Source organism: Micromonospora sp. BQ11 (genome assembly GCF_052068135.1).
Lineage (GTDB): Bacteria > Actinomycetota > Actinomycetes > Mycobacteriales > Micromonosporaceae > Micromonospora.
On the sequence record NZ_JBQHDB010000008.1, the window covers coordinates 1 to 24,209 of the forward strand.

General features: G+C 73.7%; 23 protein-coding genes. 15 read left to right on the forward strand and 8 right to left on the reverse strand.

The features are described 5' to 3' along the window. Positions 1-91: 91 nt before the first annotated feature. Positions 92-730 (reverse strand): hypothetical protein, encoded by a 639-nt coding sequence (locus ACTMSW_RS18080; protein WP_441181786.1) that lies wholly within the window; start codon positions 728-730, stop codon positions 92-94. Between the two features lie 135 nt (positions 731-865). Beyond that, positions 866-2,053, reverse strand: coding sequence for a snapalysin family zinc-dependent metalloprotease (locus ACTMSW_RS18085; protein WP_441181787.1), 1,188 nt, complete (start codon positions 2,051-2,053; stop codon positions 866-868). Between the two features lie 281 nt (positions 2,054-2,334). On the opposite strand from ACTMSW_RS18085, the gene ACTMSW_RS18090 reads away from it, so the two are divergent. The 9 genes from ACTMSW_RS18090 (at position 2,335) to ACTMSW_RS18130 (ending at position 11,462) form a co-directional block, all read left to right on the forward strand. Next, positions 2,335-2,928, forward strand: coding sequence for an AMIN-like domain-containing (lipo)protein (locus tag ACTMSW_RS18090; RefSeq protein WP_441181788.1), 594 nt, complete (start codon positions 2,335-2,337; stop codon positions 2,926-2,928). An 83-nt stretch (positions 2,929-3,011) separates the two neighbouring features. Next, positions 3,012-3,692 (forward strand): response regulator, encoded by a 681-nt coding sequence (locus ACTMSW_RS18095; protein ID WP_441181789.1) that lies wholly within the window; start codon positions 3,012-3,014, stop codon positions 3,690-3,692. A 14-nt stretch (positions 3,693-3,706) separates the two neighbouring features. After that, positions 3,707-5,107, forward strand: coding sequence for an ATP-binding protein (locus ACTMSW_RS18100; RefSeq protein WP_441181790.1), 1,401 nt, complete (start codon positions 3,707-3,709; stop codon positions 5,105-5,107). Further along, positions 5,104-5,991, forward strand: coding sequence for a Gmad2 immunoglobulin-like domain-containing protein (locus ACTMSW_RS18105; RefSeq protein ID WP_441181791.1), 888 nt, complete (start codon positions 5,104-5,106; stop codon positions 5,989-5,991). Before ACTMSW_RS18100 ends, ACTMSW_RS18105 begins: the two co-directional genes overlap by 4 nt. A gap of 126 nt (positions 5,992-6,117) precedes the next feature. Beyond that, entirely contained in the window at positions 6,118-6,732 is a 615-nt protein-coding gene (locus ACTMSW_RS18110) for a TetR/AcrR family transcriptional regulator (RefSeq protein WP_441181792.1), read from the forward strand. Positions 6,733-6,761: 29 nt separating this feature from the next. After that, positions 6,762-8,273: an MFS transporter gene (locus ACTMSW_RS18115; protein WP_441181793.1), complete on the forward strand. Its 1,512-nt coding sequence runs from the start codon at positions 6,762-6,764 to the stop codon at positions 8,271-8,273. A 633-nt stretch (positions 8,274-8,906) separates the two neighbouring features. Then, positions 8,907-10,247, forward strand: coding sequence for a hypothetical protein (locus ACTMSW_RS18120; protein ID WP_441181794.1), 1,341 nt, complete (start codon positions 8,907-8,909; stop codon positions 10,245-10,247). Then, the gene (locus ACTMSW_RS18125; RefSeq protein WP_441181795.1) at positions 10,244-10,852 is read left to right on the forward strand and encodes a hypothetical protein; all 609 of its coding nucleotides are present in this window, start codon (positions 10,244-10,246) and stop codon (positions 10,850-10,852) included. The genes ACTMSW_RS18120 and ACTMSW_RS18125 overlap by 4 nt, the downstream gene beginning before the upstream one ends. Before the next feature lie 4 nt (positions 10,853-10,856). Continuing rightward, on the forward strand, positions 10,857-11,462 hold the full coding sequence (locus ACTMSW_RS18130) for a hypothetical protein (RefSeq protein WP_441181796.1): 606 nt from the start codon (positions 10,857-10,859) through the stop codon (positions 11,460-11,462). A 43-nt stretch (positions 11,463-11,505) separates the two neighbouring features. Here ACTMSW_RS18130 and ACTMSW_RS18135 read toward each other — a convergent pair whose 3' ends face one another. Both ACTMSW_RS18135 and ACTMSW_RS18140 read right to left on the reverse strand, forming a co-directional pair. Further along, positions 11,506-14,091, reverse strand: coding sequence for a LuxR C-terminal-related transcriptional regulator (locus ACTMSW_RS18135; protein WP_441181797.1), 2,586 nt, complete (start codon positions 14,089-14,091; stop codon positions 11,506-11,508). A 64-nt stretch (positions 14,092-14,155) separates the two neighbouring features. Further along, positions 14,156-15,355 (reverse strand): RtcB family protein, encoded by a 1,200-nt coding sequence (locus ACTMSW_RS18140; protein ID WP_441181798.1) that lies wholly within the window; start codon positions 15,353-15,355, stop codon positions 14,156-14,158. A gap of 373 nt (positions 15,356-15,728) precedes the next feature. Here ACTMSW_RS18140 and ACTMSW_RS18145 point away from each other — a divergent pair, with 373 nt between their 5' ends. Beyond that, positions 15,729-16,658, forward strand: coding sequence for a diacylglycerol/lipid kinase family protein (locus ACTMSW_RS18145; RefSeq protein WP_441181799.1), 930 nt, complete (start codon positions 15,729-15,731; stop codon positions 16,656-16,658). A 16-nt stretch (positions 16,659-16,674) separates the two neighbouring features. Here the strand turns inward: ACTMSW_RS18145 and ACTMSW_RS18150 are convergent, their stop codons facing one another. Then, positions 16,675-17,214: a TetR/AcrR family transcriptional regulator gene (locus ACTMSW_RS18150; protein WP_441181800.1), complete on the reverse strand. Its 540-nt coding sequence runs from the start codon at positions 17,212-17,214 to the stop codon at positions 16,675-16,677. A 62-nt stretch (positions 17,215-17,276) separates the two neighbouring features. Here ACTMSW_RS18150 and ACTMSW_RS18155 point away from each other — a divergent pair, with 62 nt between their 5' ends. The 4 genes from ACTMSW_RS18155 to ACTMSW_RS18170 all read left to right on the forward strand — a co-directional run bounded on the left by ACTMSW_RS18155 (position 17,277) and on the right by ACTMSW_RS18170 (position 21,059). Beyond that, complete coding sequence (locus tag ACTMSW_RS18155; protein ID WP_441181801.1) at positions 17,277-18,092, forward strand: alpha/beta fold hydrolase; 816 nt, start codon at positions 17,277-17,279, stop codon at positions 18,090-18,092. A gap of 254 nt (positions 18,093-18,346) precedes the next feature. Continuing rightward, positions 18,347-18,955 (forward strand): hypothetical protein, encoded by a 609-nt coding sequence (locus ACTMSW_RS18160; protein ID WP_441181802.1) that lies wholly within the window; start codon positions 18,347-18,349, stop codon positions 18,953-18,955. 89 nt (positions 18,956-19,044) lie between these two features. Then, positions 19,045-20,235 carry a spore photoproduct lyase family protein gene (locus ACTMSW_RS18165; protein WP_441181803.1) on the forward strand — a complete coding sequence of 397 codons (1,191 nt, stop codon included), beginning with the start codon at positions 19,045-19,047 and terminating at the stop codon, positions 20,233-20,235. Between the two features lie 23 nt (positions 20,236-20,258). Next, positions 20,259-21,059, forward strand: coding sequence for an alpha/beta hydrolase (locus tag ACTMSW_RS18170; RefSeq protein ID WP_441181804.1), 801 nt, complete (start codon positions 20,259-20,261; stop codon positions 21,057-21,059). 10 nt (positions 21,060-21,069) lie between these two features. On the opposite strand, the gene ACTMSW_RS18175 is transcribed toward ACTMSW_RS18170, so the two are convergent. From ACTMSW_RS18175 to ACTMSW_RS18185, 3 genes are all read right to left on the reverse strand, one after another. Beyond that, positions 21,070-21,576, reverse strand: coding sequence for a DinB family protein (locus tag ACTMSW_RS18175; RefSeq protein ID WP_441181805.1), 507 nt, complete (start codon positions 21,574-21,576; stop codon positions 21,070-21,072). Between the two features lie 133 nt (positions 21,577-21,709). After that, entirely contained in the window at positions 21,710-23,050 is a 1,341-nt protein-coding gene (locus ACTMSW_RS18180) for a D-alanyl-D-alanine carboxypeptidase family protein (RefSeq protein ID WP_441181806.1), read from the reverse strand. An 81-nt stretch (positions 23,051-23,131) separates the two neighbouring features. After that, a complete protein-coding gene (locus ACTMSW_RS18185; RefSeq protein WP_441181807.1) occupies positions 23,132-23,596 on the reverse strand; it encodes a MarR family winged helix-turn-helix transcriptional regulator in 465 nt (154 codons plus the stop codon). Between the two features lie 130 nt (positions 23,597-23,726). Here ACTMSW_RS18185 and ACTMSW_RS18190 point away from each other — a divergent pair, with 130 nt between their 5' ends. Continuing rightward, positions 23,727-24,209, forward strand: a complete 483-nt coding sequence (locus ACTMSW_RS18190) for a DUF2269 family protein (protein WP_441181808.1) — start codon at positions 23,727-23,729, stop codon at positions 24,207-24,209.

A 24,209-nucleotide genomic window follows, 5' to 3' on the forward strand; every position in this document is an offset into this window, starting at 1 on the left:
GGATCGCCACCCGCGGCTACATCTCCTGACACACCCGCAAGAACAGGGCCGGCCCCCACCCGGGGGCCGGCCCTTCCGCGTACGCGGAAGGTCAGGTGTCGGGGTCGCGTCGCTGCCGGAGCCGTTCGTCGAGCCGTCCCAGCTCGTAGATGTCGTTGAGGCCGGTGGGTAGCCGGGTCACGTTCTCCGGGGTGGGGTCGTCGTCCGGCTGAGGCACGCCAGAAGAGGGCCCGGTCGGACCGCCGGCCCCGGTCGGCGTGACCGCCGGGGTCGGCACGGCCCGGCGTCGCCGCCACAGCACGACCAGCGCGCCCACCGCGAGGACGCCCGTCCCGGCCGCGTACGCCATCTGCCGGTCCCCGCCCCGATCAGAGCCGGCCGGCGGCGCGGCACGGCTGTCCGGGGTACCGGCCGTGGCGACCGGCCGGGCCGGTACGGCGGCTCCACGGCGGACCGCGTCCGTGGCGACGGAGGAAGGCCCACCGGTCGCGCCCGGCGTCGGGCGGGCCGGGCCGGGCAGTGGGGGCGACGGGTCCGACGGGTTCGCGGCCGGGGATCTGACCGACGGGGTCGGCGAGGGTGCCGGGGTGTCGTCGGCGCCGGTGGGCAGCAGGTCGTCGACCAGGTCTCCGACGCCTCCGAGGAGGTCACCGACCGGGCCGGTGGAGCCGGTCGGCGTCGGGGCGGGAGCGAACGCCAGGAGAAGGGCGAGCACGGCGGCGGCGGGCATGAATCACCTCGGAGGAGATCTATGTCCGGGCACCGTACCGCAGACCGGTGATGGTGTGGTGACGGCGTGCCACGCCCCGGTCGTCCGGAGGGCCGGACGACCGGGGCGCGCGTACGCCACCGGTTGCGGTCGACGTCAGAGCGGCAGGCCGCCGACCTGGGTGTTGATCCAGGACCGGATCGACGGCAGGTCACCGTAGATGGACGGTCCGGTGGCGCACGTCGAGTTGTTGTTGCCGGCGCGGCTGGTCGCGCCGATCAGGTTCCACACCCCGTTGATCATGCGTACCTGCGGACCGCCGGAGTCGCCGTAGCAGGCGCCGGAGTTCCCACCGGTGTTGTTGGTGCAGATCTCGTACGTGCCGTTGATGCCGATGCAGCGGCTGTCCGACACGATCGACGTGTCCAGCTCGTGGGCGACGGTCGGCGCGGAGCCGCAGCCCCGGTTCGGGCAGGTCAGGCCCCAGCCGATGATCCTGGTGGCGGTACCGACCGCGCCGGAGGTGGTCGGGATCGGTGCCGGGGCGTACGTCACCGAGCTGGACAGTTGCAGCAGCTTGACGTCGATGCTGGGGTGGCTGACCGACCGGCTCACCCGGGCCACGGTGCCGCCGCTGGTGCGGTTGACGCTGCCGACGCGTACCGACGAGGGTGTCGAGCAGTGCCGTGCGGTGACCACCCAGTTGGCCTTGATGAGGGTGCCGGTGCAGCCGTTGGTGTAGACCAGCCACGGGTAGTTCTCGGTGGCCGGTCGGCCGCCGACGACGAACGGCGTGACCTCGTCGTCGTTCCAGGTGTACGTGCCGGCGGGCAGCGCCGCCGACGTGGCCCGGCTGCCGGCGAAGAGCGAGTTGACCCGGCTCGCCTCGGTGGAGCTGGGGTACGCGTTGCGGCAGGACACCGGCGCGCTGCTGCCGGACATCAGGTCGGAGCAGAGGCCGGTACGCCGGTCGGGCAGTCCGAGGATGTGGCCGAACTCGTGGCTGGCGATGCGGGTGCGGTCGTACCCCTGGTTGACGGCGGTCCAGCCCATCCAGATGCGGCCGGAGCCGAGGCCGGTCACCTGCGCCCGCGGCCATCCGCTGTCGACGTAGATGGTCACGCTGGCCGGGGTGCCGGGGACCAGCCGGACGTTGGTGACCCGACTGTTCCAGATCTGGGCGGCCTGGTCGAAGTTGGTGCGGAACTCGCCGGCCCGGCTGGCGTCGTAGTAGACGGTGCGGGCGGCGGAGGCGGGCGCGCCGGTGGCGACCTGCACCCCGGTCGCCGCCAGCACCGCTGCCAGCGCGGCACCGGCCGCGCGCAGCAGTTGTCGTCGGATCATCACGCACTCCCCTGCGGTGATCGGCGGCCCGGGGCCGCCCACTCATGGATGTACGCGAATGTTAGATCGAGCATTCTCAATGTCCGACATACCGGAAGCGTCATATCGGCGCCGCGACCGGCGTCGGTATCGGCCCGATCTTGCGCCGGGGCAGCCGTTACCCGGCTGTTACGGCTCGGCGAAGATCCGGTGGCGTAACCGCTCCACCGTGGATCCCACACCGCTACGGCGACGCGGCCGGAAGGTGGTGACACAGGAGACACACACCGAGGAGGGACGCCATGCGGATCAAAAGTGGACTGACGGTCCTGATGGTCGTGCTCGCCGGACTGGCCGCCGGTGGCGGCACGGCCGGCGCGGGTACGGCGACGACGGGTACGGCGAGAGCCGCGGCGACCGGGTCGCCGTACTGCGGGATCACCTGGGGCAGTGGGGAGAAGACCGTCGGGAACCTGAGCGGCGCCCCGCTGGCCGCGGTGCGCGCCGGCCGGCACGACTGCTTCGACCGGGTGGTGTTCGAGTTCGACGGGGCGGTGGAGGGCTACTCGGTCGCGTACGGGGAGACCTGGACCGACGGCGAAGGGCTGGCCCTCTCGCCGTACACCGCCGGGGACGCGCTGCTGCGGGTGTCGTTGCGGGCCCCGGCGTACGACGACGACCACCTGGCCACCGTGCCGTACCGGGTCGGCGACCGCGCGGCGAACGTCCTGCGGTACCGCACCCTGCGGGACGTGGTGTTCGGCGGCAGCTTCGAGGGCTACACGACCTTCGCCGTCGGCGTACGGGCCCGGTTGCCCTTCCGGGTGTTCGTGCTGGCCGGTCCCGGCACGCACAGCAGGATCGTGCTCGACGTGGCCCACCAGTGGCAGGAGTAGGTCGGACGACCAGCCCGGGCGGGCCCTCCACACCGGCCGTTCCGGCAGGTCACGGCGGGCCCGCCCGGGGCTACGCTGGCGGCATGGACGGCCGCCTGCTGGTGGTCGAGGACGACGCCTCCATCCGGGAGGTCGCCGCCCTCGGGTTGCGCCGGGCCGGCTTCCGGGTGGAGACCGCCGTCGACGGGCGGACCGGGCTGGCGGTGTGGCGGTCGCAGCCGGTCGACCTGATCGTGCTCGACGTGATGCTGCCCGGGCTGGACGGCCTGGAGGTGTGCCGGGAGATCCGCCGCACCAGTCAGGTGCCGATCCTCATGCTCACCGCCCGCACCGACACCGTGGACGTGGTGGTCGGCCTGGAGTGCGGCGCGGACGACTACCTACGCAAGCCCTTCGACCTGCCGGAGCTGGTGGCCCGGGTGCGCTCGGTGCTGCGCCGGGTCACCGGGCCGTCGGCCCGCACGACGATCGAGGTGGGTGGGCTGACCATCGACCCGGCGGGTTTCACCGCCCGCCGGGACGGGCGGGAGCTGCCCCTCACCGCCACCGAGTTCCGGCTGCTGCTGGAGCTGGCCCGCCGCCCCAACCAGGTTTTCACCCGCGAACTGCTGCTGGAGCAGGTGTGGCAGCACGGCTTCCTCGGCGACTCCCGACTGGTCGACGTGGCGGTGCAACGGCTGCGGGCGAAGGTCGAGGTAGATCCGGCGCACCCCCGGCTGATCCGGACCGTCCGCGGCGCCGGCTACAAGCTGTCCGCGACCTGAGCTCAGGTGCCGGGATGCGGGCGACGGACACGGTGGTACCGGGCCGGCTGCGCCGCCGGCTGACCGTCGCCTTCCTCCTGGTGGCCGGGGTCTCGGCGGGGCTGCTCGCCGGTGGGGCGTACCTGCCGCTGCGGCAGGCCCGCTTCGACGGCTCACTCCAGCAGGCCGCGGCCGACGCCCGCTATCAGCTCGTCCTGGCCGGACAGTTCGTGCCGTTGACCGAGCAGCGCCGTACCGAGCTGCTGACGAGCTTCGAGGGCAGCGGCCGGCACGTGGTGCTGGTCGACGGCGACGCGTACCCGTCGCACCCCGGCTACACCCCGCCGTTGGGGGCGCGGCTGCGGGCCACCGTCGCGGCCGGCCAGCTCGGGTACGAGCGGACCGCACCGGAGGTACGGCCCCGACTGCTCACCGTCGGCGGACGGGTGCCGGGCTCCACGGCCGAGCTGTACGTGGTCACGGTCGAGGACGACGTCGCCGCCGGCCTCGACCAGCTGCGTACCGCGCTGCTGGCCGGCTGGGTGTCGGTGGTGCTGTTCGCCGCCGGGGTGGGTCACCTGCTCGCCCGGCGGACCCTGGAGCCGGTCGGCCGGGCCAGCCGTGCCGCCCGCGCGCTCACCGAGGGGTTGCTCGACACGCGGCTGCCGGTGCGGGGCCGGGACGAGTTCAGCGCGTGGGCCGCGTCGTTCAACGAGATGGCCGAGGCGCTGGAGGCGAAGATCGAGGCGCTGTCCCGCGCCCAGGACCGGGAGCGGCGGTTCACCGCCGACGTCGCGCACGAACTGCGTACACCGGTCACCGCCCTGGTGGCAGCGGCGTCGCTGCTGCGCGACCACCTGGACCAGCTCCCCACCGGCGCCCGGCGACCGGCGGAGCTGCTGGTCACCGACGTGGTGCGACTCCGGCGCCTGGTGGAGGACCTGATGGAGATCTCCCGCCTGGACGCCGGCCGGGAGGTCGTCACCGTCGCCCCGGTCGACGTCACGGCCCTGCTGCGCGGACTGGCCCGCCAGCGCGGCTGGGTGGATCGGGTCACGGTCACCGGACCGTCCACCACCCTGTCCACCGATCCGCGCCGGCTGGAGCGGATCCTCGCGAACCTCGTCGCCAACGCCGTCGAGCACGGCGGTGGCGAGGCCCACGTCGCCGTCACGACCACCGGGCGGGGCGTCGTCGTCGAGGTCGGTGACGAGGGGCCCGGCATCCCCGCCGACCACCTGCCCCGGATCTTCGACCGCTTCCACAAGGTGGACCCGGCCCGCTCCGGACGCGGCAGCGGCCTCGGGCTGGCCATCGCGTGGGAGAACGCACGGCTGCTCGGCGCACGGCTGGGCGTACGCAGCGCACCGGGCGCGGGCACGTGCTTCACGTTGGAGCTGCCGACCGCCGGGAGCGAACCGGGCGGCGCGCGGTGAGCCGCCGTACCGTCACCGTGGTCGCGGCCGTCGCGCTGCTGGCCGGCGGCTGCGCCACGGACCGCTCCGGGTCACTCGGCCCGGCCCCGACCGCTCCCCCGCCGACCAGCGCCGGGGCGCGCACACCGTCCCCCGCCGCGTCGCCGACCACCGTCGCGCCGTCGGGCGCGGTCCCACCGCCGTCGCCGTCCGCGCCGGCGACGACCGCTCCGGCGGCGTCGCGGCCGGGCACCGTCACCCTCGAGCTGTGGTACGTCCGCGACGGGCGCATCGTGCCGACCCGGCGTACCCGCCCGACGACCGTGGCGACGTCGCGGCTGGCGCTGGCCGAACTGGCCGCCGGGCCGACGGAGGCGGAGGCGGACACCGGCCTGACCACCCTCCTGCCGGCCGCCCCGGGCATCACCCGGGTCGCCGACGGCGTGGCGGTGGTGGGCGCGGTGCCGGCCGACGGCGACGACCGGGTGGAGCGGCTCACCGAGGCCCAGGTGGTGTACACGCTGACCCAGTTCCCGACGGTGCGGCGGGTCCGCTTCGGCACGGGACCTCCGGTCGGCCGCCCGGAGTACGCCGACCTGCTGCCGCCGATCCTGGTGACCGCCCCGACGATCGGGCAGCGGGTCACCACCCCGGTCGTCGTGACCGGCACCGCCGACGTGTTCGAGGCGACCGTCAGCGTGCGCGTGCTCGACGCCGCCGGCCGCGAGGTGGGCACCGCGTTCACCACGGCCACCTGCGGCACCGGCTGCCGGGGCGCCTTCCGGGTGACGGTCGGCTACCGAGTCGGCCGGGAGCAGGTCGGCACGGTGGAGGCGTACGAGGTGTCCCCCGCCGACGGCTCCCGGACCAAGGTCTCGGCGGTGCCGGTGCTGCTGGCCGGCTGAGGCCGGCGCAGCGGTACGAAACGTATCCGTTTTCGCCAGGGGATGCGACGCTCCTCATAAAACACTGAGAACATAGGCCCGGCTCGACTATGGTCCAGTACGACATCGTTTTCTTCGGGGGGTGCGGTGCAGCTCGGCAAGCGGTGCGGTGCGGACGCGGTGGTGCCGGCGGCACGCGGCGCGGGTGGGGCGGATCTGCTGACCACCGTGATCGACCTGCTGCGCGAGGTCGGCTACGACCGGATGACCATCGACGCGGTGGCCGCCCGGGCACGGGTCAGCAAGGCCACCATCTACCGGCACTGGCCCGGCAAGGCGGAGCTGGTCGCCGACGCCCTGCGGCAGCGGCAGACCCGTGTGCACACCCCACCGGACACCGGCTCGCTCCGGGGGGACCTGCTGGAGCTGCTGCGGGCCACCGCCGCGATCTGCGTCGCCGACGCCGACCTCATGCAGGCGCTGACCTTCGCGATGCGCACCAGCCCCGAGCTGGAGCGGCTCATCCGCCACCACGTCATGCCGGCGGGCCGGGTGGCCAGCACCGCCGTCCTCGTCCGCGCCGCCGCCCGGGGGGAGATCCCGCCCGAGGCCGGCGAGCGCGACCTGTTCCACGACCTCGCTCCGGCGCTGACCATGTCCCGCATCCTCGCGCACGGGCTGCCCGCCGACGACGAGTTCCTTTCCCAGGTCGTCGACCAGGTGCTGATCCCGGTTCTCTGCCACCGCAGCCCACGAACCTGACCACCTCGCACACTCACGGAAGGCACGACATGCCTGGAACCACCTCGACCATGCCCGGTGGGCCGGACGCCGAGGTCTCACCGTCCACGCCGCACCCGCGGCGCTGGATCGCCCTCGCGGTCATCGCGATCTCCCAGCTGATGGTGGTGCTCGACGCCACCATCGTGAACATCGCACTCCCGCAGGCCCAGGCCGACCTCGGCATCTCCAACGCCGACCGGCAGTGGGTCGTCACCGCGTACACCCTGACCTTCGGCGGCCTGCTGCTGCTCGGCGGTCGGATCGCCGACTACTGGGGACGCAAGCGCACCTTCCTGGTCGGCATGGTCGGCTTCGCGATCGCCTCCGCCATCGGCGGCCTGGCCACCACCGGCGGCATGCTGTTCGCGGCCCGCGCGCTGCAGGGCGCGTTCGGCGCGTTGCTCGCCCCGGCCTCCCTGGCGCTGCTCACCGTCCTGTTCACCCAGGCCGCGGAGCGGGCGAAGGCCTTCGCGGTGTACGGCGCGATCGCCGGCGGCGGCTCCGCGGTCGGCCTGATGCTCGGCGGTGTGCTCACCCAGTACGCCGACTGGCGCTGGTGCCTGCTGGTGAACATCCCGATCGCCGCGGTGGCGCTGTTCGCCGCCATCCCGCTGGTGCCGGAGAGCCGGGCGCACGGCAACACCCGCTACGACGTACCCGGCGCCGTCGTGGTCACCGCCGGCCTGGTGTCCCTGGTGTACGGCTTCACCCGGGCCGCCGAGGACGGGTGGGACGCCACCGCCACCATCGGGTTCATCGGGGCCGGCGTGGTGCTGCTCGCCGCGTTCGTGGTCATCGAGATGCGCTCGTCGCACCCGTTGCTGCCGCTGCGGATCCTGCTCGACCGCAACCGGGGCGGGTCGTACCTCACCTCGACCCTGGTCGGCGCCGGCCTGTTCGGCGCGTTCCTCTTCCTCACGTTCTACTTCCAGAACAGCCTCGGCTACACGCCGCTGGAGGCCGGTCTCGCCTCGCTGCCGATCACCCTCGGCGTGCTGATCGCCGCCGGCGTGGCCAGCCAGTTGATGCCCCGAATCGGTCCGAAGCCCCTGATGCTGACCGGCACGGTGCTGGCCGCCGCGGCCATGCTGTCGCTGACCCGGATCGACCTGGAGACGTCCTTCGTGGCGCACCTGCTGCCCGCCCAGGTGCTGCTGGGTCTCGGGCTGGGCTTCACGTTCGTGCCGCTGTCCAGCCTCGCCCTGGTCGGGGTGCCCGAGCAGGACGCGGGCGCGGCCAGCGCGACGCTGAACGCCACCCAGCAGATCGGCGGCTCGCTGGGCACCGCGCTGCTCAACACCTTCTTCACCAGTGCGGTGACCGCGTACGTGGCGACCAACGTGACCGACCCACGGGGCATCCCGGACCCGGCCACCCTGGCGCAGGCGCAGATCGAGGGCTACACGGTGGCGTTCGCCTGGGGCGCCGGGCTGATCCTGATCGCCGGTCTGGCCACGCTGGTGCTGGTCAAGGTGCGCAAGGACGAGATCCCGTCCGGCGGCGCGGTGCACGTCGGCTGACGCTCGACTCCGACCGCCCCCGTGGCCGCCGACCCCGTACCGGGTCGGCGGCCACGCGCCGTTGGCACGTCACCACCGGGGCCGACGGCGACGCGGGCACCACGATCGGCGCAGCCACGGTCGCGCCCGCCACGGCACCACACGGGTGGACGCCGGGCTGGGACGGCTGCGTCCCGTACGCCTCACGTCCCGATACGCGTCGACCGGTGCCCGCCACGGACGGGTGCCGGTCGACGCCTCGGCACCTGAGCGTGCAGCTGAGATCGCCGTGAAGTCGCCGCTCGCCCGGAAGCGCTCGGACGCGTACGCGGGGCAACGGCAGGGAAAGAGCGGCAGGCAGGTGGGCACGCCCACCCGGTTCTTGAGCACAGAAGTACACCGTCCTCGGTGAGAAGTCCGCAGCAACAAGGAGCGCGGCGCTCATGCGGCGACGCGCCACGGATCAGCGCTCGGGAGGTCTCACCGGGTGTACAACGGCACGTCCTCGATCCAGACGACTTGGTTCCGCGAAACGGTAGTGGCACCCAGCGACGCCGATCCACCGGTTTACGCCCGCAGCCTGCGTAGTCGAGCCCGACAACCTACGTACTGACTACCGACGATCCGAGGCCCGTGCGACGGTGCAATGGATCCATGACCAGCAACGAGGCCGCGAAGGCCAGCAACCCCGACAGCGCCGAGGCGATCGCCCGGCCCACCACACCACCGGTCACGCCGCCCCGGCGGCCCGCCGAGGACGACATGCCGGCGGCCCGCGCGGACACCGCCACGCCGGCACCGCCGCCGGTCAAGGCTCCGGTGCCGCCGCGGCAGTCCGAGCAGGCGCAGCGCGCCGACGGGCCGACCGCCGCCGCGCCCGCCACCGGCGCCGCCGACACCGCCGAGGCCGTGCCGGTACCCGCACCGCCGACGACCATCACCGCCGACACCGTCGCCGCGCGGGCCGTCGTGCTGGACGGGGCCGACAACGGCATCGCCCTCACCAACTTCAAGACCCGCGCGTACACGATCGGGTTGAACGGCGACACCAGCAGCATCCGGCTCGCCAACGACAAGCGCGCCTACACCACGATCCTGGACGGCCAGAACGGCAACCTGTGGGCGGCCAACAACGTCAACAGTCGCAGTGTCAGCGCCAACCAGGTCGACCTGGACGGCCCGAACAACCACGTCAAGTTCTGCCACAGCAAGACCCGCACCTACACCGTCGGGATCAACGGCGACCAGAGCTCGATGGCGTTCGCCAACCCCGACACCCGGCAGTACAGGCTGCTGCTCAACGGCGTCGCCGGCGACCTGTGGGCGGCGAACAACCTGACCAGCACCAGCGTCAACGCGACCACCGTGTCGGCGGCCAACGCGGTCCACTCGAAGGTCGTCACGGCCAACCAGGTCGACCTGGACGGCGCCAACAACCACATCAAGTTCGCCCACAGCAAGACCCGCACCTACACCATCGGCATCAACGGCGACCAGAGCACGATGGCGTTCGCCAACCCCGACACCCGCGCGTACACGGTGTGGATCGACGGCGTCAACGGCGACATCTCGCTGGCCAACGCCGACCTGGCCGAGGAGTTCGACGTCGCCGACGCGCACCTGCACGCGGCGATCCCCGGCGCGGTGCTCGTGATCGGCGAGACCGGCGCGCTGGAACTGTCCGGCAAGCCGTACGACACGGCGGTGGCGGGCGTGGTGTCCGGGGCCGGCAGCTTCGCCCCGGCGATGGTCCTGGACCGTCGGCCGGACAGCGACCGGCGTCGCCCGCTGGCCCTGGCCGGCAAGGTCTTCTGCCTGGTCGACGCCACCCACGGGCCGGTACGACCGGGCGACCTGCTGACCACCTCCCCGACCCGGGGGCACGCGATGCGGGTGGCCGACCCGCTCAAGGCGGTCGGGGCGATCCTCGGCAAGGCGTTGGGCCCGCTCAAGGGCGGCCGGGCGCTGGTGCCGATCCTGGTGACCACGTCATGACCAGCCTGCGCCAGGCGGCCGGGACGTACCTGGGGTTCGAGGCGCCGATGACCGTCCGCCAGGTGGGTGCCGACCTCGGGCGGCCCACCGGGCCGGTGCGACGGATGCTGCGGCAGCTCGACCAGCGGTCGGTGGAGTGGGTCTCCGGCAGCCTGCTGCCCTCCAGCGTGAAGGGCACCGCGACGCTGCGGCTGTTCAGCGACGGCTTCTACTCGTTCGAGGGGCACGTGCACGAGAACGGGATGTTCAACCACAGCTGGGTGTTCTCCGTGGCGCCGGGCTTCGTGGACGACGACGGCAACGCCTTCATCTTCACCGCCAAGGGCAAGGTGTCGGACAGCCACAGCAGCGACGACTTCGCCGAGCAGGGGCACGATCCGCGGATCGCCCGCTACTGGGAGCAGCTCGCCGTCGCCCCGATCAGGTTCGATCTGAGCGTCACCATGAACATCGCCCAGATGGCCGGCAAGATCCTCCTGTGGATCCCCAACGTGGTCGCCGCCGCGACCGTCATCGGGTTCCTCCTGTTCGTCAACCAACCCACCAGGACCAACTCCTACGTGGCGCCGGACGGCACCCGTCACATGCGGAAGAACAGGGGGTGACGGCATGACGAGCCTGCGTACCGCAGCCGTGCAGTTCCTGGACATCCGCACGCCGGTGACCGTGCGCCAGGTCGGCGCACAGGTCGGTAATCCGATGGGCTCCACCCGGGTGACGATGGAGCGGCTGGACCAGACGTTCGCCGAGACGTTCTCCGGCAGCCTGCTGCCGTCCAGCGTCAAGGGCAGCGCCTGGTTGCGGCTGGCCAGCGACGGCCACTACTGGTTCCAGGGCCACGTCCACGAGAACGGGTTCCTGAGCCACAGCTGGAGTTTCGCCGCCGGCCCCCACGTGGTGGACGAGAACAAGAAGGCCTTCGTGGCGGTGGCGACCGGGCGGGTGACCGACTCCGAGAGCAGCGACGACTTCAGCATCAGCGGCCACGATCCGCGGATCGCCGCGCTGTGGGACCAGATCCGGTACGCACCGGTGACGTTCCGGCTGGAGGTGACGGCGAACTTCAGGGAGCTGGCCGAGAAGGTCGGCAACGTGATCCTGACCGCGGTGGGGATCACCGGCATCATCGCCGGCCTCAACGTCCTGGGCCACGCGAAGTCGGTCTGTATCCAGGACGAGCACGGACACCCGGTCTGCCACACCAGGAAAGAATGACGGTCCGACCGTGACGGCCCGCGCGACGCGGGCCGTCACCGTCTCACGCCGTGCGGCGCAGCGCGTCGGCCAGGTCGTGCCGCGAGGTCACCGCGAGCTTGCGGTACGCGCGACCGAGGTGCGTCTGCACGGTACGCACCGACAGCACCAACTGCTCGGCGATCTGCCGGTCCGACAGGCCCCGTGCGGCGAACCCGGCCACCTGCGCCTCCCGGGTGGTCAACCCGGCCGCCTCCACCGGATCCCCGGACGCCCCCGGACGCAGGCGGGTCCGCAGGTCGACGGCGAGGCGGGCGGTGGCCGTACCGCCCCGGCGTCCGGCCTCGTCGACCACCCACAGCGCCTGGTCGGGCAGGTTCATGTCGGCGAGGCGGTGAGCGTGCTCCAGCAGCACCGCCGGGTCGCGGCCGGCCAGGGCGAGCACCGCACGGCCGGCGGTCACGAGCCGCTCGGCGTCCACGTGCCCGATCGCCCTCGCGATGCGGTCGGCGTAGCGGGCCGGACCGGTGGCGGGATCGAGGTGCGCCGCGTACGTCAGGTAGCCCAGCTCCACCAGCCAGCAGCCGGAGGCGTGCGCGACGTCGAGGGCCTCGTCCATCAGCCGCGCGGCGTCGGCGCGGCGGCCGGCCGCCGCGGCCACCGCCGCGCGTGTCCAGGGATCCAGTCCCGGCACCAGGGCGATGGCGTCCACCGGATGGTTCCGCAGGACCTCCTCGGCCTCGTCGGGCCGACCGTCCTCGGCCAGCGTCAGGGCGAGCCACGCGGTGGCCTCGGACCGGAACAGCCCCTCCCCGCCGGCCTGCTCGGCGACGGCGTCGCGCAGCCGGGCGATCGCGCCGGCCCGGTCACCGGCGACCCGGCGTGCGTACCCGTCGAAGACCGGCCACGCCGTGTGGGACAGGCCGGAGAGCAGCGGATCCGGTGACAGCGGCCACCGTCCGGTGGCCGGATCGGTGACCGGCCCGGTCGGTGTGGGCTGGCGCCACAGCTCGGCCATCGCCAGCGCGGCGCGGGCCATGCCGCGGGCGTACGGCAGCTCCGGCGGGTCGGCGGCCTCGACCGCCTCGACGACCTGGCGGCCCCGCCGCACCGCCTCTCCGGTCCGGCCGGTCAGGGCCAGCGCGGCGACCGACACCAGCGTGGCGCGCAGCCGCGCGGCGGGTGGCGGCGCGTCGGCGAGCAGTCGACGGGTGTCGTCCAGGGCCTGCGCCGCCCGGCCGCTGAACAGCCGGACCAGCGCGGTGACCGCGCCGACCTCGGCCTGCCCGGCCGCGTCGGTCCGGGTACCCAGGCCCAGGAGGTCCTCCTCGGCGCGCTCGGGCTCGCGCCGGACCCAGGCCCGGTGCCCGGCCAGCGCCACCCCGACGGTGAGTCGTGCGACCGGGTCGCCGGCGGCGTGGGCGTCCCGGTCGGCCGCCCGCAGCGTCTCGTACGCCTCCGCCGTGCGGCCCTGCTCGACCAGGGCAGAGGCGAGGGCCACGGCGGCGGGGGCGCCGCCGTCGCGCTCCCGGGCCCGGCGGGCCAGCCGTTCGGCGGCGGCCGGATCGGCGTACAGCCACTCCGCGGACGACCGGAGCAGCTCCGGCGCCCCGACCGGCGCTCCGGCATGCACCGCCCACAGGGCGCCGGCTCCGGCCGGGGGGCCCCGCGTGCCGGAGCGGGGCATGCTGGCCAGCAGTGCGGTGGCCACCCGGCGGCGGCGCGCGGGCGACATCCGGCGGCGCACCACGGCGCCGAGCACCGGGTGGCGCAGTCGTACCAGCACCTGTCCGTCGCCGTCCTCGCTGCGCACCAGGCCGAGGTGTTCGAGGTCGGCCACCAGATCCGGGGACGCGGCGGCCTCCACGACGGCGAGCGGCAGCGGGCCGCCGAGGGCCAGGGCGGCCAACGTGTCCTCGCCGGGGCGGCCGACCCGGTCCAGCTCCCGGTCGAGGAGGTCGGTCACCTGCGCCGGGACCGGCGGGTCGGTGCGCCACCGCCACTGCCCAGTGTCGCGCACCAGCGCGCCGGTGTGCCGCCCGTGGTCGACGAGGGCGACCGCCAGTTGCGGCAGACCACCGGTCCACTGCCACAGCACCTGCGCGGTGGACGGACTGACCGGCCCGGCCAGCCGCCGCTCCGCCAGGGTTCCGACGGCGTTCGCGGTGAGCGGCGGCACCACCAGGCGCGGCAGGCCGGCGTCCTTCCACAGGGCGACGACGGCGTCCGGCGCGGTGCGGCCGGCCCGGACGGTGACCAGGACACGGGCCACGCGGGACTGCACGAGGGCGAGCAGCACCCCGGCGGACGGCCCGTCCAGCAGGTGCGCGTCGTCGACGACCAGCACCGGCGTACGGGCCGGGCCGCACCGGTCGGCCAGCGCCGCCCGGACCGCGCTGTGCACGAGGGCGGGATGCAGGGCGGCGTGGCCACCGGTGAGCAGGTGACCCCACGCGCCGAAGGGCACCTCCCGACTCGCCTCCGTGGCGGTGGTCCACACCTCGGCGAAGAGTCGGGACGGCAGGTCGGCGACGGTCACCCGGGCCAGGGCGGTACGTCCCACACCGGCCGGGCCGACGAGGACCGCCCCGTCGGCCCGGACCAGCGCGTCACGGGCCTCCGCGACCAGACCGTCACGCCCCGTCAGCATGGCCCGAGCATGACCGGCCGCCGGTGCGGCGACGATCACGCATCCGACAGGTGTCGCGTCACCGTCAACCCTTCACGCAGATCACCTGCTTGAGGTGGGCGACCACCTCGACCAGGTCCTCCTGCTGCGCCATCACCTCGGTGATGTCCTTGTACGCGCCGGGGATCTCGTCGACCACCCCGGCGTCCTTGCGGCACTCCACCCCGGCGGTCTGCGCGACCAGGTCGGCGGTGCTGTACGTCCGCTTCGCCTGCGCCCGCGACATCCGCCGCCCGGCCCCGTGCGAGGCCGAGCAGTACGCCTCCGGGTTCCCCTTGCCGCGCACGATGTACGAGCCGGTCCCCATCGACCCCGGGATGATGCCCAGGTCCCCCCGGCCGGCTCGGATCGCCCCCTTGCGGGTGACCAGCACCTCCACGCCGTCGTAGGTCTCCTCGGCGACGTAGTTGTGGTGGCAGCTGATCGGCTCGTCGTAGCCCACCTGCGGGAACGCCTCCCGTACCACCCCGCAGAGCAGGGCGAGCATGACGGCCCGGTTGCGCCGCGCGTACTCCTGCGCCCACCACAGGTCCCGGCGGTACGCCTCCATCTCCGGGGTGCCGGCGAGGAAGACGGCGAGGTCCCGGTCGGGCAGGTCGACGTTGTGCGGCAGGTGCCGCGCCACCGCCATGTGCAGCTCCGCCAGCTCCTTGCCGATGTTGCGGGAACCGGAGTGCAGCATCAGCCACACCCGGCCGGCGTCGGCGCCGCCCTGCTCCAGGCAGACCTCGACGAAGTGGTTGCCCCCGCCGAGGGTGCCCATCTGCTGCCGGGCCCGCTGCTCCAGCTGCGCGACCCGCCGGTCGAGGGTGCCGAACCGCCGCCAGAAGTCGTCCCAGCCGGCCTGCTCCAGACCACGGACGCGACGCGGGTCGACCGGGTCGTCCCGCTTGGCGAAGCCGACCGGGATGACCGCCTCGATCGCCGAGCGCAGCCCGGCCAGGTCGTCCGGCAGGTCCGCGGCGGTCAGCGAGGTACGGACGGCCGACATTCCGCAGCCGATGTCGACGCCGACCGCGGCCGGGGACACGGCCTGCCGCATCGCGATGACCGAGCCGACCGTCGCGCCCTTGCCGAAGTGGACGTCGGGCATCACGGCGACGCCCTCCACCCAGGGCAGCGCGCCGATGTTGCGCAGCTGCTTCGCCGCCTGCGCCTCGATGGCGTACGGGTCGGTCCAGACGCGGACGGGCGCGCGGGTGCCCGCCAGCGGGGTGTAGCCCATGGTTGTCTCCTCGTGTCGTCGGCTCGCCGTCCGTTCCTGGACGGCGACCGGAAGTCATCAGCCGGCGTGGCCGGGCGGGGTTCCGCCGCGTCGGGCGGGCGGAAGGAACGCCGCGGTCGGGTCGGCGGGGTGAGGCGTCAGGTGGGGACGTGCGTCACGCCGCCGGTGGCGACCGGCGTGGGCGTGGATTCCGTCCAGCGGTGTACGACCGTCGGCCGCCACACGGGGCCGTCCGGGTGCGCGATCGTCCGGTGCGCTGTTCCACGGGTCCCTCCCCTGCGGCTCGTCGTCGACAACGTGCGGACAACGCTAGGTCCGGTGTCCGGTGACCGCAATGGATATTGCCGACCCGGCCGGCGATAGGGTCGGTGCCATGCGGACCAAGCAGGAGCTGACCGACGCCGTCCAGCGGGACCGGCGCGCGGCCCTGGTCATCAACGCCCGCTCCCGTCGGGGCCGCCACCACTACGAACGGGCTCGGACGCGGCTCGCGGCGGCCGGGTTCGACCTGCTCGGAGAGTTCCCCGTCGACCGGCCCGGTCAGTTGGAGCGCAGCCTCTCGGCCGCTCTCGACCTCAAGCCCGACCTGCTCGTCGCGGGCGGCGGCGACGGGACGCTGAGCACCGCGGCGCGCCTGCTCGCGCACACCGACGTCGCGATGGGCCTGCTGCCGCTCGGGACCACGAACAACTTCGCGCGCACGGTCGGTGTCCCGCTGCACCTGGACGGCGCGGTGGCCGTGCTGACCGAGGGCAAGGTCATCGACCTTGACCTGGGGCTCGCCGGCGACGTGCCGTTCACCAACCACGTCGGTGTGGGCCTGTCGGCGGACATCATGCTCCGGACCCCGCCGCGGCTGAAGCGGATAACCGGACGACTCGCGTACCCGGCGACCGCGTTGGCGCTGCTGACCCGACACCGTCCGCTGCGGGCCACCGTCCGGGCCGGCGGCACCGTGCACGAATTCGTCACCCACCAGTTGTACGTGGCCAACGGCGGGTTCCACGCCGGCCGGCCGATCACGGCGGACGCGAACGCCGACGACCGGCTGCTGGTGGCGTACCCGGTGGGCGGCGCGACCCGGCGGGACCTGCTGCGGCACACCGCGCGCAACGCGGCCACGGGTCACCGCCGATCGCTGGGCGACGCGCCGTTCCTCGCCGTCGACGAGCTGTGGCTGGAGACCGACCGGCCGGCGGGTGTCGAGGTCGACGGTGAGCTGCACGGTCGGACGCCGGTACGGGTGGGTCTGGCCCCGAACGCGCTGCGCGTGATGGCGCCGGCGGACAGCCCCGACTTCTGAGGGCCGCGCGGGGCACTCACGACAGCAGGCGCGGGATCCACGGCTCCTGGTCGGCGAGCGCGGGCAGGTCCGTCGCGGCGGCGACGGTGAGCAGCATGCCGTACGCCCAGAACGAGCGCATCCGCTCGTCGTCGACGCCCGCGAGGTCGCGCGTCTCGCGATAGAGCGTCGCGTAGCGCCGGCGGATCTCGTCGCCGATCTCGGGGTCGCCGGAGGCGGCGAAGCCGTGCAGGACGACGAGCAGGTCGTCCCGCTCGACGAGCAGGTCACGGTAGGCCGCACCCATGGCGTCGAGCGGATCGCCGGGGCGGTCGGTGACGGCCTGGCGGAACCGTTCGGCGACGGCGCGGTAGACCAGGTCGGTGGTGGCGAGGAAGAGCTGCCTCTTGGTGCCGAAGAGCTTGAACAGGTAGGAGTGCGCGATGCCGGCCTCGGCGGCGATCCGGGCGGTGGAACCACCGTGCAGGCCGTGGCGGGCGAATTCCCGGACCGCGATGCGCAGCACCGGATCCCTTCGCCGGGCGGCGCTGCCGATCGTGCGCTTGCTGACCGTCATGCGGCGAGTGTACGGTCACTCTCTAGAGAGTGAACACTCACTCTAAAGCCGAGGAGGCCCGGATGCACCGGATCCCCGTTCCCGCTCCCCTGACCACCCTCGCCACCGAACGCCATGACGGCGGCGCCGGAACGGTGCCCCTGGTGCTCGGTCACGGCATCCTGCTCGACTCACACATCTGGTCGGCGGTGCTGCCGGCGTTCGCCGACCGGACGGTGGTGACCGTCGACGGGCCCGGCCACGGCGCGAGCGGCTCCCCGGCGACCGACTGGGACCTCCGCGCACACGTCCACGCCTTGATCGCCGTTCTCGACCGCCACGGCCTCGATCGCGCGGTCCTGGCCGGACACTCGTGGGGCGGCATGGTGGCGCTGCGTACCGCGCTGGCCCACCCTGACCGTGTCGCCGGGCTGGGCCTGGTCAACACCCCACTGACCCCGGCCGGCCCGGAGTCCCGCGCGAGGTTCCGCGCGCAGCAGGCACTGCTGCACGCAACGGGTCCCAGCACGTTCTTCGCACGCCGGGCCGCCGCCGCCCTCTACGCCCCGGCGTCCCTGCGCCACCACCCGGAGTTCACCGAACGGATGGTCCGCCGGCTGCGCGGGCGACCACGCCGGGACCTCACCCGGGCCATCTCGGCGGTGATCCTGCGACCCGGGTCGGCGCTCCCCCGGCTCGGCGGACTGTCGATGCCCGTGACGGTGGTGACCGGGGAGCAGGATTACGTGCTTCCACCGGCCACCCGGGCCGCGGTCGTCGCGGCCCTGCCGGGCGCGGAGATCACCGTCGCGCGCGGTGGACACGTCAGCCCCGAGGAGGACCCGGCAGCGGTCGTCACGGCGCTGGGCCGCCTCCTGGCGGCGGTGGACCGCCGATGACCACTCGAAGCGCTCCCACCGCTGGTCGCGACGGAGTGTCGGAAAATGCTAAGACAAATTGACGTCTGACAATAAATAAGGTTAATCGAAATAGTTTGTGGACACAGTGATAGTGGCGGATGCGGCCGGGTAGTAGGCCGGTCGACCGCTTGCCCGCTCCACTGAGGAGGAGACGCCGTTCGCAGATGCGAAGCAGCAGGAATCGACCGTTCGCGGCCGGAGGACGGCCGCCGTTCACCCGAGGAGTGAATTCCATGTCGAGGGCAGTCCGCAACCTGACCCGGTCCGTGATCGCCACCGGCGCCGTCGCCGCGACCGTCGCGGTCGGGGCCCCACCCGCCAGCGCCGCCACCTACACCGGTTACGTCCAGGGTGCCTGCGCCCAGGCCGCCGGCACCGCCTACCGCAGCCAGCTCAAGATCCCGGTCACCGAACTGCGGGTGCCGCTGGTGAACTGGCTGGGTCAGACCGTCAACACCTTCAACGCGACCACCGCCTACATGACGATGAACGTCGAGTGGTGCACCAACGGGTCGCGGATCACGTACGCGACGATCGCCCAGAGCAACGCCGACCGGACCAGCGGCGGTGCCGCGTCCAACCTGGAGCGCAAGAGCTACCAGAAGGCGGGCACCCCGCCCACCGCGGTCGGCGGTCCGTACACGCTCACCACGTCGGCCTCGTGGGGCCGCAACGGCGAGATCACCATCAGCGCGAGTCCCTTCAACGTGGGCGGAGAGGCGAAGTTCGGCCTGGCCAACTTCACCTCGACGATGACCGTGAAGGTCCACCCGACCAACGGCACCGTGGAGTGCACCGGCACCTCCGGCGGCAACGCCGAACCCTGCTCCCTGAACTACTGATCCCCCTCGCGCGGCGCGCCCGGCCCCGGCCGGACGCGCCGCGCCGTCTCCGCAGGTGGGATCGCTCCGGCAACGGGTACCCCGCTCGGATGAGGCCGGAGAACGAGGCCGTGGACGTCGACGAGCCGCTCGCCGTGGACGTACCTCCGGCGCCGCACGACGCCAGCGGCGAGCGCGTACCGATCCGGGACCTGGCGGCGCTGGCCCCGGCCGCGCGGCCGGCGCGGCGCTGGACCCCCCGGCGGGTGGTGGTCACCCCGGCGGCGCTGGACCATCCGCACGGGCGGCGGATCCTCGCCCGCGTCGAGGCCCTGGGCATCGAGGTCGAGCGGTTGCGCGCCAACCGCCTGACCGGGATCCGCGGCGAGACCGAGCGGGAGACGTACGCGCGGGCGAAGGCCACGCTGGCGATCGTGGTGAGCCCGCCGTCACGGCGGAAGCTGCAACCGATCGCGCCGAGCGCGGACTGGCGGTTCGACCTGGCGGAGGGCTGCCCGGCGCACTGCCAGTACTGCTACCTCGCCGGTTCGCTGTCCGGCCCGCCGGTCACCCGGGTGTACGCCGACCTCGACGACATCCTCGCCGGGCTGGCCGACTACGCCGGTCAGGGCACGGTGACCAGTCGCAGCGCCGAGCGGGCCGAGGAGGGCACCACGTTCGAGGCGTCCTGCTACACCGACCCACTTGCGCTGGAGCACCTGACCGGAGGCTGGCGGCGGGCCGTGGAGCACTTCGCCGCCTGGGAGGCGCCGGTGCAACTGCGCTGGACCACCAAGTACGCCGACGTGGACACGTTCGTGGGCCTGCCGCACGCCGGGCGCACCCGGGTGCGCTTCAGCGTCAACGCCGCACCGGTCAGCACGCGCATGGAGGGTGGTACCGCCACCGTGCCGGACCGGCTGGCGGCGCTGCGCCGGCTGGCCCTCGACGGCTACCCGGTCGGCCTGACCATCGCCCCGATCATGCCGCTGCCCGACTGGCCGGAGCACTACGGCGACCTGCTCGACCAGGTCGCGGCGGCCGTGGCCGGGGTGCCCGGCCTGGACCTCACCGCCGAGCTGATCACCCACCGGTTCACCCCCGGCAGCAAGGAGGTGCTGCTCGGCTGGTACCCGCGCACCCGGCTGGAGATGGACGAGGAGTCCCGCCGCCGCAAGTACGGGAAGTTCGGCGCGGTCAAGTACGTGTACCCGCGCGAGGTGATGACCGAGCTGCGTACGTGGTTCGAGCGGGAGCTGGCCGCCCGGGTCCCGGCCTGCCGCATCCTCTACTGGACCTGACCGGTCGCGTAGCATCGGCCGCCGTGGCCCTGATGCGCGTTGACTGCTACTCCGAGGTGCTCGGCCTCAACACGTCCATGACGGTGCTCCTGCCGCAGCGCGCCTCGTCGCAGATCGGCATGGCCGGCAGCGCCCCGGCCGGCGACCCGCCGGTGCTCTACCTGCTGCACGGCCTCACCGACGACGACACCATCTGGCTGCGCCGTACCTCCATCGAGCGGTACGTCGCGCCGCTCGGTCTGGCCGTCGTCATGCCACAGGTGGGCCGCAGCTTCTACTGCGACGAGGAGCACGGAAACCGCTACTGGACCTTCCTCAGCGAGGAACTGCCGGCGCTGTGCCACGACTTCTTCCGGCTCTCCGACGCCCGGGAGGACACCTTCGTCGCGGGCCTGTCGATGGGCGGCTACGGGGCGGTCAAGTGGGCGCTGCGGCACCCGGACCGGTTCGCGGCGGCGGCCAGCCTCTCCGGCGCCCTGGACGTCGCCACCCGCCGGCACGATCCCACGCACCCGTTGGACCCGCGCGTCTGGCACACCGTCTTCGGCGAGCGCGCGGTGGCCGGCACCGACGACGACACCGTGGCGCTGCTGGACTGGTACGGCACGGACGGCGTGGCGGGTCCGGCGCTCTACGTCGCCTGCGGCACGGAGGACTTCCTGTACGACGACAACCGGCGCTTCGTCGACACCGCCCGCCGGCGGGGGGTCCCGCTCACCGTGGAGTTCTCCCCCGGCGCGCACGACTGGGCGTACTGGGACGCGACGATCCAGGACGTGCTGGCGTGGCTGCCGCTGCGGCACCGGCCGACCGGCGGGGCGTGACGGCCCCGGGTCAGGCACCGACGGTGCCATCGACGCCCTCCCGGATCAGGTCGGCGTGCCCGTTGTGCCGGGCGTACTCGTGCATGAGGTGCAGCATCACCAGCCGCAGGGACACGGTCTCGTCCCACCGGGCGTTGTAGCCGGTCACGTCCAGCGACTCCGCCTCCCGCTCGATCCGGCGGGAGTGCTCCACCTCCCGCTGCCAGGCGGCGAACGCCTCCGACCGGGTCGCGTCCCGCGCGTCGTACGCCGCCTGGAAGTCGCCGGAGTCCGACCAGACCAGCCCGACGTCCTCGCCGGCGATCACCCGCCGGAACCAGGTGCGCTCCACCTCGGCCATGTGCCGCACCAGGCCCAGCAGCGACAGCGTGGAGGGCGGCATGGACCGCCGGCGCAGCTCCTCGTCGGTGAGGCCGTCGCACTTCCAGGCCAGGGTGGCCCGGTGGTAGTCGAGGAACCCCCGCATCATCTCCCGCTCGTCCCCGACGACCGGTGGACCGATCCGTTCGGTGGGCACCGTCGACACCTCCTCCTGCGGCGGCCCGGCGGGCCGTGGACAGGTGATCATGCCTCAGCGGGCGGAGGAGCGGGCGACCGGACCGGACCGTCCTCCGGCGGCCCGACCGACGGTGCGTCACGCCGGCGGTGCGTCACGGCCGGCGGTCGTACCGCTGCCGTACCGCCCGGCGACGCAGGAGCAGGGCCAGCAGGACCCCGCCGCCGGCCATCGCGCCGAGGACCGGCCACGGCGCGCTCGGCCCGTCGTCGAGGGGCCCGCTGGCGGCAGCCTGCCGGGCGTCTCCGGTGGCGGCCGGCGGCGGCGGGGCGGACGGGGAGGCGTCCAGCTCGCCCGGGTCGACGAGGCGACCGACGGTGGCGGTCGGTGGCAGGGAGAAGCCCCAGTCGAGCAGGGCGGCACCCTGTTCCCAGCCTCGGGCCGGCTGCGGCTCGGCACCGAGCAGGGTCACCACGAGGCGGCGTCCGTTCCGCTCGGCCGCACCGACGTACGTGTGCCGTGCGAGGTCGGTGAAGCCGGTCTTGCCGCCCAGCGCCCCCGGGTAGCGGTAGATGAGCTGGTTCTCGTTCTGGATCTGGAATCCCTTGGTGCGAGGCACCCGTTGGGCGGGGATCGGGTGGGTCTCGGTCAGCGCGTACCGCCGGAAGGTCGGGTCGGCGAAGCAGGCGCGGGCGATCAGCGCCAGGTCGTACGCGCTGGTGAACTGGCCTCGACCGTCCAACCCGGACGGCGTCACCGCGTGCGTCTGCCGCGCGCCGAGGCGGTGGGCGTACTCGTTCATGGCCCGGACGCCGCCGGCCGCCCCGTCGGCCCCGCCGCCGAGCCGGGCCAGCACGTTGGCGGCCTCGTTGCCGGACTGCAGCAGCAGCCCCAGCCACACCGTCTCCACCCGGTAGCGACCGCCGGCCACCAGCCCGACCGCCGACGACCCCGGCTCGATGTCCATGTCCTCGTCGGTGACGGTGACGACCTGGTTCGGGTCGAGGCGGGGCAGCATCGTGGCGGCGAGCAGCAGCTTCTGCACGCTCGCCGGGGTGCCGTACTCGTGCGGGCCGCAGCCACCCAGCACCTGCCCGGTGTCGAGGTCGGCGACCAGCCACGACGTCGCGGTCACCCCGGGCGGCCGGGTCACCCCGGTGGGGATCACCAGCCCGGCGGTGGCCAGCGCCGGGCCGCCGACCACCCGCTCCGCCGGCACCGCCGGGGGCGGGGAGGGGCGCGGCGGCCGGGACACCCGGGGCGCCGGCACGCGCGGGCACGGCGTGGCCGCCAGACCCGTCCCGGCCGGCGTCCGCGCCGCCGGGTCCCCCGGCTGGTCGGCCACGTCCGGCGCACCCGGAGCCGCCGGTGCGCTCGGGGACGTGGACCGGCCCGTCCGCGCGGGGTTCGTCGACGCGACGGCCGGTGTGACCGGAACCAGCGCACCGGGCAGGAGGGCGGCGGTCGCCGTGGCCGCCAGCAGCCGAGCTCTCATGCCCCTGACCCTAGTGGGCAAGATCCTCGCCCCGGGCGCGGTTGCGCCGGTCGGCGATCCGCGCGGTGCCGTCCGGGCAGGTCAGCGGGGCGGGCCCCCGGCCACGCCGAGCAGGAGGCGGACCAGGTCCGCGCGGTCGGTCCCGGGAAGCGCGCCGAGCAGTTCGTCGTCGAGCGCGGCGGCGATCTCGCCCGCGCGGGCGAGCAGGGCACGACCGTGCCCGGTCACCTCCAGTCGCGCGGGGCGCCCGTGACCGCCGTGCTGCCGGCTGACCGCGCCGAGTTCCTCCAGCCGGTTGACGGTGGCGTGCATGCTCTGCGCGGTCACGCCGGCCCGTCGGCCGAGGTCGCTGTAGGAGAGGTGGGGGTTGGCGGCGAGGTGGCCGAGCGCGCCGACGTGCCGCAGGGTCAGCCCGTGCTCGGCCAGGGCCGCCTCCACCCGACGCTGCACGGTGCGACCGGCGGCGATGAACAGCAGCGCGGTCGACCTGGTCAGCGACGGTACGTCGGCGCCCGGCCCGGCTTCCGCCACACCGTCCGCGTCCATACGCCTCCTCCATCGCCAGACCTCGGAAGACATCATCGCAGCACCCCGGGTTTCAGTCCGACTTACAGTCAGGCTTAGAGTAGGTCCGGCCGGTATCCGCCTGCCCCCGCCGAGAGCATCGGGAGCGTCCGTGACAAAGATCCTGCTCAGCGTCCACGTCCTCGCCGCCATCATCTTCATCGGCCCGGTGACCGTCGCCGCCAGCCTCTTCCCCCGCTACGGCCGGGCCGCCCTCGGCGGCGGGGACTCCCGCGACGCCGCGGTGGCGCGGCTGCTGCACCGCATCAGCCGTGGGTACGCGGTCCTCGGCCTCGCCGTACCGGCGTTCGGCGTGGCGACCGCCGTGCGGCTGGGCGTCCTCACCGACACCTGGCTGCTGGTGTCGATCACGCTGACCGTCCTCGCCGCCCTGCTGCTGGCCCTGGTGGTGCTGCCCGCCCAGCAGCGGGTCGTCGCCACCCTCGACGCGCCCCCCGAGGATGCGACGGCGGCCGGCGCCCCGCCCGGCGTCGACCTGGGGCGGCTCTCCGCCGCGTCCGGCGTGTTCGCGCTGCTCTGGGCCGTCGTGGTGGTGCTGATGGTGATGCGCCCCGGTTCCACGACGGGAGCCTGA

Coding starts and splice junctions, on each gene's coding strand:
- ACTMSW_RS18080 (WP_441181786.1), bottom strand. CDS start 730: ATGCCCGCCGCCGCCGTGCTCGCCCTTCTCCTGGCGTTCGCTCCCGCC.
- ACTMSW_RS18085 (WP_441181787.1), bottom strand. CDS start 2,053: ATGATCCGACGACAACTGCTGCGCGCGGCCGGTGCCGCGCTGGCAGCG.
- ACTMSW_RS18090 (WP_441181788.1), top strand. CDS start 2,335: ATGCGGATCAAAAGTGGACTGACGGTCCTGATGGTCGTGCTCGCCGGA.
- ACTMSW_RS18095 (WP_441181789.1), top strand. CDS start 3,012: ATGGACGGCCGCCTGCTGGTGGTCGAGGACGACGCCTCCATCCGGGAG.
- ACTMSW_RS18100 (WP_441181790.1), top strand. CDS start 3,707: ATGCGGGCGACGGACACGGTGGTACCGGGCCGGCTGCGCCGCCGGCTG.
- ACTMSW_RS18115 (WP_441181793.1), top strand. CDS start 6,762: ATGCCTGGAACCACCTCGACCATGCCCGGTGGGCCGGACGCCGAGGTC.
- ACTMSW_RS18120 (WP_441181794.1), top strand. CDS start 8,907: ATGACCAGCAACGAGGCCGCGAAGGCCAGCAACCCCGACAGCGCCGAG.
- ACTMSW_RS18125 (WP_441181795.1), top strand. CDS start 10,244: ATGACCAGCCTGCGCCAGGCGGCCGGGACGTACCTGGGGTTCGAGGCG.
- ACTMSW_RS18130 (WP_441181796.1), top strand. CDS start 10,857: ATGACGAGCCTGCGTACCGCAGCCGTGCAGTTCCTGGACATCCGCACG.
- ACTMSW_RS18135 (WP_441181797.1), bottom strand. CDS start 14,091: ATGCTGACGGGGCGTGACGGTCTGGTCGCGGAGGCCCGTGACGCGCTG.
- ACTMSW_RS18140 (WP_441181798.1), bottom strand. CDS start 15,355: ATGGGCTACACCCCGCTGGCGGGCACCCGCGCGCCCGTCCGCGTCTGG.
- ACTMSW_RS18145 (WP_441181799.1), top strand. CDS start 15,729: ATGCGGACCAAGCAGGAGCTGACCGACGCCGTCCAGCGGGACCGGCGC.
- ACTMSW_RS18150 (WP_441181800.1), bottom strand. CDS start 17,214: ATGACGGTCAGCAAGCGCACGATCGGCAGCGCCGCCCGGCGAAGGGAT.
- ACTMSW_RS18155 (WP_441181801.1), top strand. CDS start 17,277: ATGCACCGGATCCCCGTTCCCGCTCCCCTGACCACCCTCGCCACCGAA.
- ACTMSW_RS18160 (WP_441181802.1), top strand. CDS start 18,347: ATGTCGAGGGCAGTCCGCAACCTGACCCGGTCCGTGATCGCCACCGGC.
- ACTMSW_RS18165 (WP_441181803.1), top strand. CDS start 19,045: ATGAGGCCGGAGAACGAGGCCGTGGACGTCGACGAGCCGCTCGCCGTG.
- ACTMSW_RS18180 (WP_441181806.1), bottom strand. CDS start 23,050: ATGAGAGCTCGGCTGCTGGCGGCCACGGCGACCGCCGCCCTCCTGCCC.
- ACTMSW_RS18185 (WP_441181807.1), bottom strand. CDS start 23,596: ATGGACGCGGACGGTGTGGCGGAAGCCGGGCCGGGCGCCGACGTACCG.